The organism is Longispora fulva (assembly GCF_015751905.1).
GTDB lineage: Bacteria > Actinomycetota > Actinomycetes > Mycobacteriales > Micromonosporaceae > Longispora > Longispora fulva.
In genome coordinates, this window is sequence record NZ_JADOUF010000001.1 from 3,055,174 (window position 1) to 3,075,211 (window position 20,038).

2 protein-coding genes are annotated in these 20,038 nt (G+C 75.4%); both read right to left on the bottom strand.

Annotated elements, in window-relative coordinates; all coding sequences use genetic code 11:
- Positions 1-8: 8 nt before the first annotated feature.
- Complete coding sequence (locus IW245_RS13475) at positions 9-16,760, bottom strand: non-ribosomal peptide synthase/polyketide synthase (protein WP_197003520.1); 16,752 nt, start codon at positions 16,758-16,760, stop codon at positions 9-11.
- Positions 16,761-16,778: 18 nt separating this feature from the next.
- The gene (locus IW245_RS42185) at positions 16,779-20,018 is read right to left on the bottom strand and encodes a non-ribosomal peptide synthetase (protein WP_307788884.1); all 3,240 of its coding nucleotides are present in this window, start codon (positions 20,016-20,018) and stop codon (positions 16,779-16,781) included.
- Positions 20,019-20,038: the final 20 nt, after the last annotated feature.

Genomic DNA, 20,038 nt, shown 5'->3' on the forward strand with positions numbered 1-20,038 from the left:
CGGAGGCATCACTCTCCAGGGAGGAAGCCGATCTCCGCGAAGAACGCCAGGTAGCGGTCGATCACCCCGTCATCGATGACCGGGCAGGCCACCCCCGTCCCGGCCAGCCCGCGCCGGGCGTTGGCGTCGTCGAAGCGGTTGCCTAGGCTGCTCTCCTTGTCCTCCACGTTGCTGGTCAGCATCGCGACCGGCGGCAGGGAACTACCCTCGACGGCGTGCGGCACGGCGGCCACCAGCTCCGCCTCCCACTCCCCCGGCGAGGCCCGGCGCACGGCGTGGCCGAGCCGCTCGACCCGGCGCAGCACGGCCTCCGACCGGGTCCGGACCGCGTTGATCAGGTTGTACGCTGTGCCGTCCGGCTCCAGCTCCCGGCTCAGCCGGACGATGGCTGCGGTGACGTAGTCGACGGGCACCAGGTCCACCTCATAGAGCTGGCCGTCCGTCCACACCGGGGCGACGCCCAGCTCCACGCAGGCGCGGATGTAGTGCCAGAACGCGTCGGCGTCGCCGGCCGCTCCGGTGCCGCTGTGTCCGGTGACCCGGCCCGGGCGGTAGATCGCGACGGGCAGGCCCCGGGCCGCCGCGGCCTTGACGAGCTGCTCGGCGACCCACTTGCTCTGCATGTACCCGTTGTCGGGCACCGCGTCGACGGTGACCTGGCGGTCCTCGCCGATCACCTCCGGGTTCTCCAGCCCCGACAGCAGGGTGCTGCACGAGGAGACGTAGTGCACGGGTACGCCGCGGCCGAGGAGTGACATCCGGAGGATCTCGGTCGTGCCGCCGATGTTGGCGGCCCGCATCCGGGGGTACGGGTCGACGAGGTGCACCCGGGCGCCGTTGTGGTAGATCACGTCGACCCGCTCGGCCAGCTCGGCGAATTCCTCCTCGCCCAGCCCGAGCCGGGGCAGTTCGAGGTCGCCGGGCAGGGCGGTGATCCGGTCGCGCAGGGCCGGGTCCCACAGCCGGTACCGGCGCAGGCTCGCCTCGATCCGCTCGGCCGCGCGGTCGGCGTCGGCGGCCCGGACCAGGCAGGTCACCTGGGCTCGGGGCGCGGTGCGCAGGAGTTCGGCGAGCAGGAACGCGCCGAGGAACCCGTTGGCCCCGGTGAGCAGGACGTGTCGCGGGTCCGGCTGGACCCGGGGCTTGGCGTCGGCGGCCCGGTAGGGCGCGATCGTGGCGGGCAGCGCCGTGTCGGCGAGCATATCTCGGTGCACAGTGGACGCCGCGCCGCCGTCGCCGTCGACCGCCTGGGCCAGCCCGGCGACAGTGCGGGTGTCGAACACGGCCCGCAGCGGCAGGGCCACACCGGTCCGGGCCGTCAGGAGGCCCACCAGCCGGGTGGCCAGCAGGGAGTGCCCGCCGATCGCGAAGAAGTCGTCGTCGGCGACGACGGACGCGACGTCGAGCACCTCGGCGACCAGTTCGGCGACGAGCCGCTCGGTCGGGGTGGCCGGCGGCCGGGACGGGCCGGTGTCGGCGCGGTCCGGCGCAGGCAGCGCCCGGGCGTCGAGCTTGCCGTTCGGGGTCAGCGGCAGCTCGGCGAGGGTGTGGAACGCCGACGGGATCATGTGCTCGGGCAGCCGGCGGGCCAGGTACGCCCGCAGGTCGGCGGCACCGTCGGCCGTGGGCACGACGTAGGCGACGAGCTGGCGGTCGCCGGGCCGGTCCTCGCGGGCCACGACGGCCACCTGGGCGACGGCCGGGTGCCCGGCCAGCGCGCTCTCGATCTCGCCGAGCTCGATCCGGAAGCCCCGGATCTTGACCTGGAGGTCGGCCCGGCCCGCGAAGACCAGCTGGCCGTCGGGGCGCCAGCGGGCCAGGTCGCCGGTGCGGTACATCCGCCCGCCCGCCTCACCGTAGGGGCAGGCCACGAACCGTTCGGCGGTCAGCCCCGGCCGGTGCAGGTAGCCGCGGGCCAGGCCGTCGCCGGCCAGGTACAGCTCGCCGGTGACGCCGGGCGGCACGGGCCGCAGGTCGGCGTCGAGGACGTACGCCCGGGTGTTGGGCACCGGCCGGCCGATCGGCGGGGCGCCGTCGGCCGTCAGGGGGCCGCTCAGCACGGCGCAGACGGTGGACTCGGTCGGCCCGTACCCGTTGAGCAGTTCCCTCCCCGGCGACCAGCGGGCCGCGAGCTCCGGCGTGCACACATCGCCGCCGGTGACCAGGGTGCGGACCGTGCCGAGGGAGCCGGTGGGGGTGACCGCGAGCAGGGCAGGGGACAGCACGGCGTGCGTGACCGCGTGCCGGTCGACGACCTCGGGCAGCGAACCGCCGGCCGCGAGCCGGTCGGCGGGCGCGACCACCAGGTTCGCCCCGGACAACAGGGCCATCCACGTCTCCCACACCGCGGCGTCGAAGCTGGGCGAGGCGTACTGCAGCACCCGGCTGTCCCCCGTGATCCCCAACCGGCCGGCCGACAACCAGGCCAGGCTGGTCAACCCGACGTGGGTGACCACGACACCCTTGGGCCGGCCGGTGGACCCGGACGTGTAGATGACGTAGGCGGGGTTGTCCGGGGACGGCTGCCGGATCGGGTCGGCGTCCGACCGCCCGCCGATCCGGGCCGCCGGGTCCGGGGAGTCCAGGAGCAGGATCGGCAGGTCCAGGCCGGCGGGCAGGGTGGCGGCGGTGGCGGTGTCGGTGATCAGGAGCCGGGCGGCGGAGTCGTCCAGCAGGTAGCTGATCCGCTCGGCCGGGTACGACGGATCCACGGGCAGGTAGGCCGCGCCGGCCTTGACCACGCCGAGCTGCGCGGTCACCATCGCCGCCGAGCGGGGCAGCGCGAGCGCGACGACGTCCTCGGGGCCGACGCCGCTCGCCGCGAGGTGCGCGGCGAGCTGGTGGGCGCGGGCGTCGAGTTCGGCGTAGCTGAGCACCGCGTCGTCGGCGGTGACCGCGACGGCCGCAGGGGTCTCGGCGGCCCGGGCGGCGAACAGCTCCGGCAGGGTGTGCCGGCCGACGGGTGCGGCGGTGGCGTTCCAGTCGGTGAGCACGTCGCGGCGCTCGGCGGCCGACAGCAGGTCGTGCTCGGCGAGCGGCAGGGCCGGATCGGCGGCGACCTTGGTGAGCAGGGCCCCAAGCCGGGCGGCGACGGCGGCGACGGTCGCGCGGTCGAAGAGGTCCGTGGCGTACTCCAGCGCGCACGCCAGCCCCGCCGGGCTCCCGTCGGGGTGCTGGCGCTCCTCGACGACGAGGCTCAGGTCGAACTTCGCCATCTCCCAGTCCAGCGGCTCCGGGCGGGCCGCGAGACCAGGCAGGTCGAAGCCGGCGGGCGCGGTGTTCTGCAACGTCAGCATCACCTGGAACAGCGGGTGCCGGGACATGGACCTGGTCGGGTTCACGGCCTCGACGAGCTGCTCGAAGGGAATGTCCTGGTGGGCGTACGCGGCCAGGTCGGCCTCGCGGACCCGGTCGAGCAGGCCCGCGAAGCTGGGCCGGCCCGACAGGTCGGTGCGCAGCACGAGGGTGTTGACGAAGAAACCGACCAGGTGGTCGAGCGCGTCGTCGAGCCGGCCGGCGACGGCCGTTCCGATCGGGACGTCGTCGCCGGCCCCCAGCCGGGACAGCAGGCCCGCGAGCCCGGCCTGCAACACCATGAACAGCGTCGCGTCGCCCTGCCGGGCGGTACGCAGCAGGGCTGCGTGCAGATCCGCGTCGAGGTGGAACTCCTCGATCGCGCCCCGGTGCGAGGCGATGGCCGGCCGCGGCCGGTCATACGGCAGCGCCAGCTCCTCCGGCGCCCCCGCCAGGGTCTTGCGCCAGTAGTCGAGCTGCTCGCTGGCGAGGCTGCCCGGGTCGCGCTCGTCGCCGAGCAGCTCGCCCTGCCAGCGGGTGTAGTCGGCGTACTGCGCCGGCAGCGGGGGCAGCTGTGCGGCGACGCCGTCGAGCCGGGCCGCGTACGCGGCGGACAGGTCCGCGGCCAGCGGCCCCACCGACCAGCCGTCGGCGACAATGTGGTGCACGAGCAGCAGCAGGACGTGCCGCCCCGGCGAGACGGCGAACAGGGTGGCCCGCACGGGCAGGTCGTGGGCCAGGTCGAAACCGACCCGGCTCGCCTCGGCCAGCGCGGCCGGCAGCGCGGCCTCGTCGACGTCGCGCAGGTACAGCTCGCAGACGACGTCGGCGGGGTCGAGCACGTGCTGGCGGGGCTGCCCCTCGTGTTCGGGGAACACGGTGCGCAGGCTCTCGTGCCGGGCGACGAGGTCGACGATCGCGGCCCGCAGCGCGTCGACGTCGAGGTCGCCTTCGAGCCGGACGGCGAACGGCAGGTGGTAGGTCGCCGTCGGCCCCTCCAGCTTGTGCAGGAACCACAGCCGGCGCTGGGCCGCCGACAGCGGCACCACCTCCGGCCGGGGCGCCGGCCGCAGCGCGGGCCGGACCTGGCCGGTGGCCTCCGCGAGGGCGGCGGCGAGCCGGGCCGGGCTGGGCGCCTGGAACAGGGTCCGGACCGCGACCTCGACGCCGAGGGTGGACCGGATCCGGCTGACCAGGCGGGTGGCGAGCAGCGAGTGTCCGCCGAGGGCGAAGAAGTCCTCGTCCACCCCGACCCGGGGCAGGCCGAGCACCTCGGCGAACAGGTCGGTGAGGATCGCCTCCGCCGGCGTGCGCGGCGCGCGGGTGCCGGCATGCGCCCGGTCCGGGGCCGGCAGGGCGGCGCGGTCGAGCTTCCCGTTCGGGGTCAGCGGGAACGCGTCGAGGACCACGACCGCCGACGGCACCATGTACTCGGGCAGCCGGCCGGCCACGAAGTCCCGCAGCTCGGCGGGGCGGGCGGTGCCGACGACGTAGCCGACGAGCTGGGGGTTGCCGGGCCGGTCCTCGCGGGCCAGGACGACGGCGCTCGTGACGGCCTCGTGCGCGGTGAGCGCGGACTCGATCTCGCCGAGCTCGATCCGGAAGCCCCGGACCTTCACCTGGTGGTCGGCGCGGCCGGCGAACTCGAGCAGGCCGTCTGCGGTCCAGCGGGCCAGGTCACCGGTGCGGTACATCCGCTCACCGGGCGCTCCGAACGGGTCGGCCACGAACCGCTCCGCCGTGAGAGCGGGGCGGTGCACGTAGCCGAGGGCGACGCCGGCCCCGGCCAGGTACAGCTCGCCGGTCACGCCGGGGGCCACGGGCCGTAGCCGGGCGTCGAGGACGTGGCAGCGGGTGTTGGCGATCGGGGTGCCGATCGGGACACGCTCGGGCCAGTCGGCGACCCGGGCCGGCAGGGTCCAGGCCGTCGCGACATGCGTCTCAGCCGGCCCGTAGTGGTTGTGCAGCCGGCGGTCACCGGTACCGAAGAAGTGTCGGACCGGATCGGTGAGCCGCAGCGCCTCGCCGGCCTGGGCCACGTCGACGAGCGCCGGCAGGTCCTCGCCGATATCTGCGGCGGCCTCAGCGATCGCCTCGATCACCAGGTTCGGCGCGAACAGCTCGTCGACCTCGTGCTCGGCGAGCCAGGCCACCAGGGCGGTCGCGTCCCGGCGGGTCTCCTCGGCGGGCACGCACAGGGTGCGCCCGGAGACCAGAGTGGACAGGATCTCCTGCACCGACACGTCGAAGCTGAGCGCCGTGAACTGGGCGGTGCGCCGGCCCGGCCCGCCCGGCAGCGCGCGGGCGTGCCAAGTCAGCAGGTTCACGAGCCCGGCCCCGGGCATGGCGATGCCCTTGGGCCGTCCGGTCGAGCCGGACGTGTAGATCACGTAGGCGGGATGCCGCGGGTCGGTGGGCCGCAACCGGTCGTCGTCGGTCAGATCACTTTCCGGGTACCGGGCGGCAGCGTCCTCCAGCGCCGGATCGTCCAGCACGAGCACGGGATCGGCGTCGGCGAGCATGAACGCGATCCGCTCGGCCGGGTAGTCGGGGTCCACCGGCAGGTAGCCGGCCCCGGCCTTGAGGACGCCGAGCAGGGCGACGAGCTGGGTGCTCGAGCGGGGCAGCGCCAGGGCCACGGTGTCCCCCGGTCCGGCACCCAGGGCGACGAGCCGGCGGGCGACCCGGTTGGACCGGGCGTTGAGCCGCCCGTACGTGAGGCTCTCCGCGCCGAACAGCACCGCGACCGCGTCGGGGTGCAACGCCGCCCGGGCCTCGAACAACTCGGCGACGCTCGCCTCCGGATACGACTCGCCGGTCGAGTTCCAGGCTTCCGCGACCTGACGCCGTTCGTCGGCGGACAGCACGTCCAGGCCGCTCACGGGCCGGTCGGGGTTGGCGACGACCTGTTCGAGCACCCGGACGTAGCGGTCCACGATGGTGCGCACGGACTCCCGGTCGAACAGGTCGGTCGAGTACTCGGCGACCCCGGCGACGCCGGTGGGCTCCTCGCTCATCGCGAACCACAGATCGAACTTGGCCGTGCCCGAACCGACGAGCTCGGGCTCGGTGGCCAGACCCGGCAGGGCGAACTCGGGCCGGACCCCGTTCTGCAGCGTGAACATGACCTGGAACAGCGGATGCCGGCTCATGGACCGGGTCGGCTCCAGCGCGTCGACGAGCCGCTCGAACGGGATGTCCTGGTGGGCGTAGGCGCCCAGGTCGGTCTCGCGGACCCGGTCGACCAGCTCCGCGACCGTCGGATCCCCGGACAGGTCGGTACGCAGGACCAGAGTGTTGACGAAGAACCCGACCAGGTCGTCGAGCGCCTCGTCCAGCCGGCCTGCGATCGGACTGCCGAGCGGGATGTCCTGGCCCGCGCCCAGGTGCGACAGCAGTGCCGCCAGTCCGGCCTGCAACACCATGAACAGGGTCGCGTCGCGGTCCCGGGCGAGCCGGAGCAGGCCGTCGCGCAGGGCCGGCGACAGCTCGAACGCGACGAAGTCGCCCCGGTAGGACGGGGTCGCGGGCCGGGGCCGGTCGTACGGCAGCGCCAGCTCCTCGGGCGCACCGGCGAGCGCCGCGCGCCAGTAGTCGAGCTGCGGGGCCGACACCCCGTCGAGGAGGTCGCGCTGCCAGAGGGTGTAGTCGGCGTACCGCACCGGCAGCGGCGTCCAGGTCGGGGCCGCTCCGGCGAGCCGGGCGGCGTACGCGGCCGACAGGTCCCGCGACAGCGGCCCCACCGACCAGCCGTCGGCGGCGATGTGATGCGTCAGGAGCAGCAGCACGCTGTGCTCGTCGGCGAGCCGGAACAGCCAGCCGCGCACCGGCAGGTCGGCGACGATGTCGAACGTGTGCCGGGCGGCGGCGGACAGCTCCCGGGACAGTTCGGCCTCGTCGGCCACGGCGCGCACGTCGAGGCGGGGGGCGGCGTGCGGGAGTACCCGTTGGGTGGGTTCCCCGCCGGACTCCGGGAAGACCGTGCGCAGCGTCTCGTGCCGGCCCACGACGTCGGCCAGCGCGGACCGCAGGGCCTCGACGTCGACCGGGCCGCGCAGCCGCAGCGCGAGCGGCACGTTGTAGGTGGCGCTGGGCCCCTCCAGGCGGTGCAGGAACCACAGTCGTCGCTGGGCCGCGGACAGCGGCAGCGGGTCGGGCAGGTCGCGGGCCGCGAGCGCCGGCCGGGTGCGGCCCTCGGCGTCGGCGAGAGCCACGGCCAGCCGGGCCGGGGTCGGGGACCGGAACAGGGCCCGCACGGTCAGCTCGACGCCCAGGGCGGTGCGGATCCGGCTGGTCAGCCGGGTCGCGAGCAGGGAGTGGCCGCCGAGGGCGAAGAAGTCGTCGTCGACGCCGACCGTGGGCACCTGCAGGACCTCGGCGAACAGTCCGACGAGGATCTCCTCGACCGGGGTCCGCGCGGCCCGGGCGGAGCCTGCGGCCGCGTAGTCCGGAGCGGGCAGCGCGGCGCGGTCCACCTTGCGGTTCGGGGTCAGCGGCAGCGCGTCGAGCACGACGACGGCGGCGGGCACCATGAACTCGGGCAACCGGGCGGCCACGAGCCCGCGCAGGGCGGCTGGATCCGGTGCGGTGTCGGCGGCGGGCACGACGTAGCCGACGAGGCGCTTGTCGCCCGGCCGGTCCTCGCGCACGATCACGACGGCCTGCCCGACCGCCGGGTCGATGGACAGCACGGCCTCGACCTCGCCGAGTTCGATCCGGAAGCCGCGCAGCTTCACCTGGTTGTCGGCCCGACCCACGAACATCAGCTCGCCGTCGGCCGACCAACGGGCGAGGTCGCCGGTGCGGTACATCCGGGTGCCCGCCTCGCCGAAGGGGCAGGCCACGAAGCGGTCGGCGGTCAGGGCCGGCCGGTTCAGGTAGCCGCGGGCCACCCCGGCGCCGGCGATGTACAGCTCGCCGGTCACGCCGGGCGGCACGGGCCGCAGCCGGGCGTCGAGGACGTACACCCGGGCGTCGGCGATCGGGCCGCCGATCGGCACGGACCCGGCCGGGGCCAACGGCGCGCTCATCGTGGCGCAGACCGTGGTCTCGGTCGGGCCGTACGCGTTGAGCATCGTGCGCCCCGCCGCCCACCGTTCGACCAGCGCCGCCGAGGACGCGTCCCCGGCCACCAGCAGGGTCGTCACGGTCGGCATCGAGCCGGCGGGCATCACGGCGAGCGCCGCGGGCGGCAGCGTGAGGTGGGTGACCCGGTGCTCGGCGAGGACCTCGGCGAGCGGGTCGCCGGGCATGATCCGGTCGCGGGGCGCGAGGACGAGGGTGGCTCCGGACACCAGCGCCGGGCACCACTCGGACACGGCGGTGTCGAAGCTGGGTGAGGCGAACTGGAGCAGCCGGCTGTCCCCGTCCAGGCCCAGCCGCTGGCGGTGCGCCTCGGCCATGCTCGCAAGGCCGGTGTGGGTCACGGCGACGCCCTTGGGCCGGCCGGTGGATCCGGAGGTGTAGATCACGTACGCCGGGTTGGCGAGGGCCAGCGGCCGAACACGGTCCACATCGGACAGGTTCTCGGAGGAGTGTGCGGCGAACCCGGACCCGTCGAGGAGCAGGGCGTCCCCGGGCAGCGCTCCTGCGGTCTCCGCCGTGGCGAGCACGACGGCGGGGCCCGCGTCGGCGAGCATGAACGCGATCCGCTCCGCCGGGTAGTCCGGGTCCACGGGCAGGTACGCCGCGCCGGCCTTGAGCACGGCGAGGATCGCGACGATCAGGTCCGCCGACCGCGGCAGGGCCAACGCGACGAGATCCTCGGCCCCGATCCCGCGACCGGCCAACTCCCGGGCGAGCCGGTTGGCTCGCCCGTTGAGCTCGGCGTAGCTCACCGCGGTGCCGGCGAAGGCGAGCGCCTCGGCGTCCGGGGTGCGCGCGACCGCGGCCTCGAACAATGCAGGCAGGGTCGCGGCGGGCACGTCGGTGCCGGTGCGGTTCCAGTCCGCGAGGATCCGGCCCCGCTCGGCGACCGACAGCGCCTCCACCCGGCCGGCCGGGTCGGCGGCGGCCTGGGCCAGCACCGACAACAGCCGCGCGGCGACCGTGACTACGGTCCTGCGGTCGAAGAGGTCCGCCGCGTACTCCAGCGAGCACGCCAGCCCCGCGCCATCGGCCCTCTCGGTGAACGTGAGAGTCAGATCGAACTTCGCCGCGTCCCAGCCGATCGGCTCGGGCCGGGCAGCGAGCCCCGGCAGCGCGAAACCGGAACCGGTGTCCTGCTGCGGGGCGAGCATCACCTGGAACAACGGGTTCACCGCGGGGGTACGCGCCGGGGCCAGCGTCTCGACCAGCCGGTCGAAGGGCAGATCCTGATGCGCGTACGCCGACAGGGCCGTCTCGCGGACCCGGCCGAGCAGCTCCGCGAACGTCGGGTCGCCCGACACGTCGGTGCGCAGCACGACGGTGTTGACGAAGAAGCCGACCAGGTCGTCGAGCCGCTCATCGAGCCGGCCGGCGACCGGGGTGCCGATCGGGACGTCCGTGCCCGCGCCGAGCCGGGACAGCAGCAGCGCCAGGCCGGCCTGCATCACCATGAACAGCGTCGCGCCGTGGCCGTGGGCGAGCCGGACCAGGTCGCCGTGCAGCGCGCCGTCCACCTCGAACTCGACCAGACCGCCGCGGTGCGAGGCCACCGGCGGGCGGGGCCGGTCGTAGGGCAGCGCCAGCGTCTCGGGCAGGTCCGCGAGAGCGTCCCGCCAGTGCGCGAGCTGCCCACCGGCGAGGCTCGCGGGATCGTTCTCGTCGCCGAGCAGGTCACGGTGCCAGAGGGTGTAGTCCGCGTACTGGACCGGCAGCGCGGTCCACTGTGGGACCTCGCCGCGCGACCGGGCCGCGTAGGCGACGGACAGGTCGGCGGCCAGGGGCGCCGCGGACCAACCGTCGCACGCGATGTGGTGCAGCAGGAGCAGCAGGACATGCTCGCCCTCGGCGACCCGGAACAGGGTCACCCGCAGCGGCGGCTCCGCCGCGAGGTCGAACGTGCCCCGCACCGCCGAGGCCAGCGCCCCGGCCAGATCCCCGCCCGGGTCGACGACCGTCAGCGCGGGCCGTGCCCGGTCCGGGTCCAGCACCCTCTGGTACGGCTCCCCGCCGGCCTCCCCGAACACGGTGCGCAGGCTCTCGTGCCGGCCGGTCACGTCGGCCAGCGCCGCCGTGAGCGCGTCGGTGTCCAGTCCGCCGGTCAGCCGTACCGCGATCGGCAGGTTGTAGGCCGAACCCGGACCGTCGAACGTGTGCAGGAACCACAGGCGGCGCTGGGCTGCCGACAACGGCAGCCGCTCCGGCCGGCCGGTCGGGCACAGCGCCGGGCGGGCCGGACCGCTGGCGGCCGCGACGGCGGCGGCGAGCCGGGCCGGGGTCGGGTACTGGAACACCAGCCGCACACCCAGCTCGACGCCGAGCGCGGTCCGCGCCCGGCTCGCCAGGCGGGTGGCGAGCAGCGAGTGCCCGCCGAGCGCGAAGAAGTCGTCGTCGATCCCGACCGCCGGCACGCCGAGCACCTCGGCGAACAGGCCGACGAGGATCTCCTCCGCGGCGGTGCGGGGCGCACGGGAACCGGTCGCGGCGCGCGCATGCGGGGCGGGCAGCGCCCGAGTGTCGAGCTTGCCCTGGCTGGTCAGCGCGAACGCGTCCACGACGACCACCGCGGCCGGAACCATGAACCCGGGCAGCCGCGCGGCGGCGTGCGCCCGGACCGCCTCCGGATCAGGTGCCCCGGCGGGGCCGGGCACGACGTAACCGACGAGACGCCGGTCGCCGGGGGTGTCCTCCCGGACCAGGACCGTCGCGTGCGCCACGGCCGGATGGTCGGCGAGGGCCGCGGTGACCTCGCCCAGCTCGATCCGGTACCCGCGCAGCTTCACCTGCCCGTCGACCCGGCCGGCGAACACCAGCTCCCCCGCGCCCGTCCACCGGGCGAGGTCACCGGTGCGGTACATCCGGTCACTCTCACCGAACGGGCAGGCCACGAACCGCTCGGCCGTCAGCGCCGGCCGGCCGAGGTAGCCCCGGGCCAGGCCCGCACCGGCCAGATACAGCTCGCCGACGACGCCCGCCGGCACCGGGCGCAGCGCCGCGTCCAGGACGTAGGCGCGCGTGTTGTCCAGCGGCCGGCCGATCGGCACCAGGTCACCGCCCACCTCGTCGACGGAACGGAAGGCGCGGCTGGTGGCGAAGGTGGTGCTCTCGGTGGGCCCGTACCCGTCGCACACGACCAGCCCCGGGCACGCCGCGAGCGCGCGGCGCACCGACTCCGGGCGCACCACGTCGCCGCCGGTCCACACCTCGCGCAGTCCGGCGAGGCTTCCCGGCCGGTCCTCGACGACCACATCGAACAGTGCGGCGGTCAGCCACGCGGCCGTGACACCGTGCCCGGCGACAGCCTCTGCCACCGCGTCGGCGTCCACCCGGCGGTCGGCGGGCAGCACGACCACGGTCCCGCCGCGCAGCAGCGGCACCCACAGCTCGTAGGTGGACGCGTCGAAGGAGTGCGGCGAGTGCAGCAGGACCCGGTCGTGCGCACCGGAGTCCCAGCGCCGGTCGGTGGCCAGCGCGACGACGTCGGCGTGGGTGACGGCGACGCCCTTGGGCACGCCGGTGCTGCCGGACGTGTGCATCACGTACGCGAGGTTGTCACCCGTCAGTACCGCGCCCGGAGCGGCGGCGGGACGATCGCCGGCCCCGACCGTGAGCACCGTGGCAGGGTAGTCGCCGGCCTCCACCGTGAGCACCGCGGCGGCATGCTCGAAGGACACGTCCGCCCCGGGGTCGGCGAGCAGCACCGGCGCACCGGTCTCCGCGAGGATCAGGCTGAGCCGGGCCGCCGGGAAGTCCGGGTGCAGCGGCACGTAGACCCCGCCGGCCCTGACGACGGCGAGCAGCGCCGTCACGAGTTCCGCGGAGCGCGACATCAGCACGGCGACCGGGGTCTCGGGGCCCACGCCGAGGTCGGCCAGCCGGCCGGCGAGCCGGTTCGCGCGCGCGTCGAGGGCCGCGTACGTCAGGGACTCGGCACCGGCCACGAGCGCGACCGCGTCGGGGGTGCGCGCGACCTGGGCCGCGAACAGCGCCGGCAGGGTGCCCTGCGGCACCGGGGCGGCGGTGTCGTTCCAGTCGAGGAGGATCCGGTCCCGCTCGCCCGGAGCGAGCACGTCGAGCGCGCCGAGCCGGGTACCGGGATCGGCGACGGCCTGCTCCAGTACGCGGACCAGCCGGTCGGCGAGGGAACGGGCGGTGCCGTGGTCGAAGCGGTCGGCGGCGTACTCCAGCACGCACGCGAGCCCGCCCTCCTCCTCCGTGAACCACACGGTGAGGTCGAACTTCGACGTCTCCCACTCCAGCGGCTCGCGGGCCACGTCGACGCCGGGCAGGACGAGCCCGGCCGGGCCGGACGGCTGCGGGGCCAGCATCACCTGGAACAGCGGGGTGCCGCCGGCCGAGCGATCCGGATCCAGCGCCTCGACGACCCGCTCGAACGGCAGGTCCTGATGCGCGTACGCGGCCAGGTCCGTCCGCCGGATCCGGTCGAGCAGCTGGACGAAGGTGGGGTCCCCGGCCAGGTCGGCGCGCAGCACGACGGTGTTGACGAAGAAGCCGACCAGGTCGTCGAGGGCCTCGTCGAGCCGACCGGCGACCGGGGTGCCGATCGGGATGTCGTGACCTGCGCCGAGCCGCGACAGCAGGGCCGCGAGCCCGGCCTGCACGACCATGAACAGGGTCGCGCCGTTGGCCCGGGCCAGAGCGAGCAGACCCCGATGCGCGGCGGCCGGAAGGGTGAACTCGATCGTGCCGCCCCGGTGGCTCGGCACGGCGGGCGCCGGCCGGTCGAAGGGCAGGGCGAGACGGGCGGGCACACCGTCGAGGGCCGAGCGCCAGTACGCGAGCTGCTCGTGCGCGAGGCTCTCCGGGTCCACCTCGTCGCCGAGCAGGTCACGCTGCCAGAGGGTGTAGTCGGCGTACTGGGCCGCCAACGGGGCCGAGGACGGGGCGGAGCCGGCGGCGCGGGCCGCGTACGCCGCGGACAGGTCGGCGGCCAGCGGCCCGACCGACCAGCCGTCGCCGGCGATGTGGTGCACGAGCACGAGCAGCACGAGCTCGTCCGGACCGACCCGGAACGCCGTGGCCCGCACCGGCGGCTGCGCGGCCAGGTCGAACGGGGTCCGCACGGCTGAGGCCAACGCCCCGGCCAGGTCGTCGGCGCCGACGTCGACAGTGGCCAGAGCGGGCCGGAACGCGTCGAGGACCAGCTGCCGGGGCTCGCCGTCCACATCCGGGAACACGGTGCGCAGGCTCTCGTGCCGGGCCACGACGTCCCCCAGCGCCGCCTCCAGCGCCGCGAGGTCCACCGGGCCGCGCAGCCGCAGGGCGACCGGCATGTGGTACGTCGAGCTCGGCCCGTCCAGGGTGTCCAGGAACCACAGCCGGCGCTGGGCCGCCGACAGCGGCAGCGGCTCCGGCCGCACGGCGGTGGTCAGCACGGGGCGGGGCCGGCCGGCGGCGTCGGCGGCCCGGGCCAGCCCGGCCGGGGTCGGCGACCCGAACACGGCCCGCACCGGCAGCTCCACGCCGAGGGTGGTCCGGATCCGGCTCACCAGGCGGGTCGCGAGTAGCGAGTGGCCCCCGATGGCGAAGAAGTCGTCGTGCGCGCCGACGGCCGCCACGCCGAGCAGCTCCGCGAACAGGCCGGCGAGGATCTCCTCGCGCGCCGTGCGCGGGGCCTGCGCGGCGGTGGTCAGGTCCGGGGCCGGCAGGGCCCGCTGGTCGACCTTCCCGTTGGGGGTCAACGGCAGCGCGTCGAGGGCCACAACGGCGCTCGGCACGAGGTACGCGGGCAGCCGGTCGGCGAGCCAGTCCCGCAACTCGGCCGGCACGGTGCCGGTGACCGCGTACGCCACGAGCCGCCGGTCGCCCGGCACATCCTCCCGGACCACCACCGCGGTCTGGGTCACGTCCGGATGTCCACTCAGGACGGCCTCGACCTCGCCGGGTTCGACCCGGAAGCCGCGGATCTTCACCTGCGTGTCGGCCCGGCCGCCGAACAGCAGCTCGCCGCCGGCGGACCAGCGGGCGAGGTCACCCGTCCGGTACATCCGGCTCCCCGGCCCGCCGAACGGGCAGGCCACGAACCGCTCCGAGGTCAGCGCCGGCCGGCCGAGGTAGCCGCGGGCGACACCGGGGCCGGCCACGTACAGCTCGCCGATCACGCCAGCCGGCACGGGCCGCAGGGCGGCGTCCAGGACGTACACCCGGAAGTTCGTCACGGGGGTGCCGATCGGCGGCACGGAGCCGTCGGCGGCCAACGGCGCGCTCATGGTCGCGCAGACCGTGCTCTCGGTCGGCCCGTAGGCGTTGACGAGCCGCCGGCCCGGAGCCCAGCGGGCGGCGAGCTCCGCCGGCAGCGCCTCGCCCGCCGTGACCAGGGTCGTGACCGTGGGCAGATCCTCCGGGGACAGCACGGCCAACACGGCCGGCGGGAGGGTCGCATGCGTGACGCCGTACTCGGCGACCAGCGCCACCAGCGGCGCACCGGCCCGCAGCCGCTCGGACTCGGCGAGCACGAGGGTGCCGCCGGAACCCAACGCCATGCACAGCTCCCACACGGCGGCGTCGAAACTCGGCGAGGCGAACTGGAGCACCCGGCTGCCGGCGTCGGCACCCAGCCGTTCCCGGTGCGCGGCGACGAGGCTCGCGACGCCGGCGTGGGTCACGGCGACGCCCTTGGGCCGGCCGGTGGAACCGGAGGTGTAGATGACGTAGGCCGCGCCCGACGGGACGGAGCGGTCCGGCGCGGGCTCCGCGGCGGCGTGCGCGGCGACCCAGTCTGAGTCCACGACGAGCCGGGCACCCGAGTCCGCCAGCATGAAATCGATCCGCTCCGGCGGATAGGACGGGTCCACGGGCAGGTAGGCCGCGCCGGCCCGCATCACGGCCAGCAGCGCCGCGACCTGGTCCGCCGACCGGGGCATGGCCACCGCGACGACGTCCTCCGGCCCGATCCCGGCGGCGGCGAGGGCCCCGGCCAGCCGGCCGGCCCGCGCGTCCAGCTCCGCGTAGGAGACCTCGCCGCCGGCCTCGACCAGAGCGACAGCGTTCGGGGTACCGGCGACCCACTCCCCGAACAGCCCCGGCAACGTCGTGACCGGCACGGCGGCCGGCGCGGCACCCCACACGTCGCAGATCTCGGCCCGCTCTGCGGCGGACAGCAACTCGACCCGGCCGACGGGCAGGTCCGGGTCGGCGGCGAGCTGGTCGAGCACCCGGCCGAGCCGCTCGGCGACCGCGACGGCGGCCGGCAGGTCGTACGCGTCGGCGCGGTAGTGCACCCGCAGCTCGATCCGGTCCCCCGGCGTGACCGCCAGCGCCAACGGGTAGTGCACCGCCTCCCGGACGCTCGTGCGCACCGTGAGCCCGGGAGCCGAGGGCGCGGCGCCGAACGCCGGCAGGTTCTCGAAGACGACGCTCGTGTCGAACAGGGTGCCGTCCACACCGGCCGCCCGCCCGATCGCGGCGAGCCCCAGGTGATCGTGGTCGAGGAGGCCGACGCGCTGGTCCTGCACCGCAGCCAGCACCGACCGCAGCGACGCGTCGGCGGCGAGCCGGACCCGGACCGGGACCGTGTTGACGAGCAGCCCCACCAGGGCGTCCGCGCCGGGCAGATCCGCCGGACGGGTACTGGACACCGCCCCGAACACCACGTCAGCACGCCCGGTGAGCTGGCCGAGCAGCACCGCCCAGGCCGTCTGGCACGCCGTGTTGAGGGTGACCCCGCAGGACCGGGCACGCTCGCGCAACGCCGCACTGCGCTCCGTGGACAACGTCAGCACATACGAGTCGGAACTGGCCGCCGGCGCGCCGCCCGGGGCCACCAGCGTCGGGCCGTCCAGCCCGTCGAGGGCCGCCCGCCACGCAGCCTCTGCCGCCGGGCGGTCCTGCCGGTCCAGCCACGCGAGGTGGTCGCGGTACCGGGCGGCGGGCGGCGGGACGGCCACCCCCGCGTACCGGTCGAACAGCTCCCGGACCAGCAACTCCCCCGACCAAGCGTCGATCAGCAGGTGGTGCACGGTCAACAGCAGCCGGTGCTCGCCCGGCCCCGCCCCGATCAGGGTGAAGCGCAGCAGCGAACCGGCCCCGACGTCCAGGCCCAACTCCCAGTCCCGCTCGGTGGCCTCGGCGACCGGGACACCGTCCACCTCGGTCCAGTCCAGCCGCACGTCGCGGCGGACCACCTGGATCGGCTCCCCCGACTTGCGAAGCCGGAAACTGGTCCGCAGGCTGCCGTGCCGGTCGACCACGCCCTGCGCGGCGGCCCGCAACGCCGCCCGGTCGAGGGGACCGGACACGTCGACGCGGAACTGCACCACGTAGAGGTTGGTCGAGGACTGCTCGTACACCGCGTGGAAGTACAGGCCCTCCTGGAGCGGGGCGAGCGGCAGGACGTCCTCGATGGTGGCCTTGGTGGTCATGTGCGGTCCCCGTCGGGTCTAGAGGTCTGCCAGCTCGGCTTCGAGTTCGTCGAGCTCGGCCTGGCTGATCGAGGTGAGGGTGAGGTCGGACGGGGTGAGGCCGCCGGCGTCGGGTCGGGCGGCGTGCGCCGCCACGGCGGTGAGCATCGTGAACCAGGCCCCGGCCAGGTCGCGGACCTCAGCGGCGGTGAGCACCCCGTCGGCCCACGTCCAGGTCGCGGTCAGCACCGGGCCGTCCGGGTGGTCGTGGGTGGCCGCGTTGACGAGCACCGCGTGCGACATCGGCATCCCGGGACCGGCGTCGTCGAGGGCCACGTCGCGTTCGGGGGCCAGGGCGAAGTCGGCCGTCTGCCCGGCGCGGAACCGGCCGAGGTAGTTGAACCCCAGCTCCGGGTCGCGCACCGCGAGCACCGGCGCGGTGTCCGGATTCAGGTACCGCAGCAGGCCGTGGCCGATGCCCTTGCCCGGCACCGCCCGCAGCCGCTCCTTGACCGTCTTGAGCGCCGCCCCGACAGCGGGACCTCCGGCGGCGACCTCGTCCCAGTTCACCGGGCCGAGGTCCAGGTGCACGGGGAACTTGGTGGTAAACCAGCCGACGGTGCGCGACAGGTCCAGGCCGGCCACGATGTCCTCGCGGCCGTGGCCCTCGACGTCGATGAGCACGTCCCGGCCCGGCCGGCCCCGGGTGCCCTGCCAGCGGGCGACGGCCAGAGCCAGGGCGGCGAGCAGCACATCGTTGACCTCGGCGTGGAACACGGCCGGGGCGGTGCTCAGGACGGGCTCGGTGACCGCCGCCGGCAGGGTCAGGGTCAGCACCCGGTCGCGGTCCTCGACGTCGCGCGCCGGGTCGAGCGGCCGGCGGCCGATCGAAGCCGGCCGGACCTGGGCCACCCGCCGCCAGTCGGGCAGCTCCGCGACCCGGGCGGCGGAGCGCGCGTCGTCGACCAGGAGCCGCGACCAGCGGCGGAAGGATGTGCCGACCGGCTCGAGTTCGGGGACCCGGCCCTCGGCGACGGCCGCCCAGCCACGCGCGAGGTCCTCGGCGAGGATCCGCCAGGAGACGCCGTCCACGGCGAAGTGGTTGACGACCAGGGCGAGGCGGCCCTGCCGGTCGGAGCCGGCGTCGAACCAGACGACCCGCAGCACCGCGCCCCCGGCGAGGGACAGCTCGTCGCGGGCGGCGTCCATACCGTCCTGGACGAGGGCTGCCAGCTCCGGACCCGTCACGCCGGCGGCGTCGACCCGCGACACGCAGTCGGCGGCCCCGGTCCCGGTCGGCGCGACCAGCAGGTCGTCGGACCCGCCGGTCCACAGCATCCGCAGGACGTCGTGGCGGTCGAGGACGGCCCGCACCATCTCGACGAGACCGCCCAGGGTCAGGCCGGCCGGGGCGCGCAGCACCATCGACTGGTTGAAGGTGTCCAGGGGGCCGCCGCGGTCGCGCTGCCAGTGCATGATCGGGGTCAACGCCACCGGGCCCGTCCCGTCGTCCGGGGCGGACTCCGTCGCGGACCCGACCGGCGCGGCGGCCGCGGCGAGCGCCGCGACACTCGGCTCGCGCAGCACGTCGCGGACGGTCAGGACGAACCCGGCCCGGCGGGCCCGGCCGACGAGGTCGATCGCCGTGATGCTGTCGCCGCCGAGGTGCACGAAACTCGCGTCGACCCCCACGGCGTGCAGGCCCAGGACCCCGGCCACCAGGTCACAAAGGACACTTTCCATCGGGGTACGCGGCGCGGTCCCCGCCCCGTCCACCTCCGGCGCGGGCAACGCGGCCCGGTCGACCTTCCCGTTCGGGGTCGTCGGCAGGGCGTCGAGCACGACGATCGCCGACGGCAGCAGGTGCTCGGGCAGCGAGCGGGCGAGCCGGGCGCGCAACTCCTCGGGTCGCAGCCCGGAGCCGGGGGCGGCGACCACGTACCCGACGAGCCGCTTGCCCGCCGGGCCGTCCCCGCGCACCACGGCGGCGGCCTGCCCGACCGAGGGGTCCGCCAGCAGCGCGGACGCCACCTCGCCCAGCTCGATCCGGAAGCCGCGCACCTTCACCTGGTCGTCGGCCCGGCCGACGAAGTGCAGCTGCCCGTCGGGGAGGCGGCGGACGACGTCACCGGTCCGGTACATCCGGGCCCCGGGACGTGCCGGGCACGCCACGAACCGCTCGGCGGTGAGCGCGGCGCGGCCGAGGTAGCCGCGGGCGAGGCCGGCCCCGGACACGTACAGCTCGCCGTCGACGCCGTCGGGCACGGGTCGCAGGGCGGCGTCCAGCACGTACACCTCGGTGTCGCGCACGGCCCGGCCGATCGGCGGGTCGCCGGCGCCCGCGAGCGGGCCGCTCATCGTCGCGACGACGGTGGTCTCGGTCGGCCCATAGGCGTTGACCATGGTCCGGCCGGGCGCCCACCGGGCGACCAACTCTCCGGGGGTGGCCTCGCCGCCGACGACGAGGGTCCGCAGCCCGGTCAGTTCCGCGGGGTCCATCACGGTCAACGCGATCGGCGGCAGCAGGGTGTGGGTGATCCGCTGCTCGGCGAGCAGCTGCGCGAGCGGCTCGCCCGGCGCCAGCCGCTCGGGTGGTGCCAGAACGAGGGTCGCGCCGGTGAGCAGGGCCAGGGCCAGCTCGAAGAACGCGGCGTCGAAGCTCGGCGACGCGAACTGGAGCACCCGGCTGGACCGGTCGACGTCGAGCACGGCGGTTTGGGTGCGCACGAGGCTCCCGACGCCGACGTGGGACACCAGCACGCCCTTGGGGCGGCCGGTGGACCCGGACGTGTAGATGACGTAGGCGGGGTGCCCGGGCCGGGCCGGGACCCGCCGGTCGGCGTCGGTCGGCGGGTGCGCGGGCCGGCCGTCGAGGACGCCGGGCGCGTCGAGGACAACCGTCGCCAGCCCCCGGGCGGGCAGGTCCACGGCGGCGGTCGTCAGGACCAGCGCCGGCCGGGCGTCGTCGAGCAGGTAGGCGATCCGCTCCGCCGGATAGGCGGGGTCGACCGGCAGGTAGGCGGCGCCGGCCTTGAGGACGGCGAGCATCGCGACGACCAGGTCCGGCGAGCGGGGCAACGCGAGGGCCACCAGATCCTCGGCACCGAGGCCGAGTGCGATCAGGTGGTGCGCGAGGCGATTGGCATCGGCGTCCAGTTCGGCGTACGTCAATGAGAATCGCTCGTACACCAGGGCCGTGGAATCCGGTGTCCGCGCCACCTCGGCCTCGAAAAGGCGGGCAATGGTGCTCGAAGAAAGTAACGCGTAACCGTTATTCACGTGAACGACTCCCCCGCGTT

Bases quoted from the DNA above. Each gene is read 5' to 3' on its own strand.
- IW245_RS13475 (WP_197003520.1), bottom strand. From the start codon at position 16,760: ATGACCACCAAGGCCACCATCGAGGACGTCCTGCCGCTCGCCCCGCTC.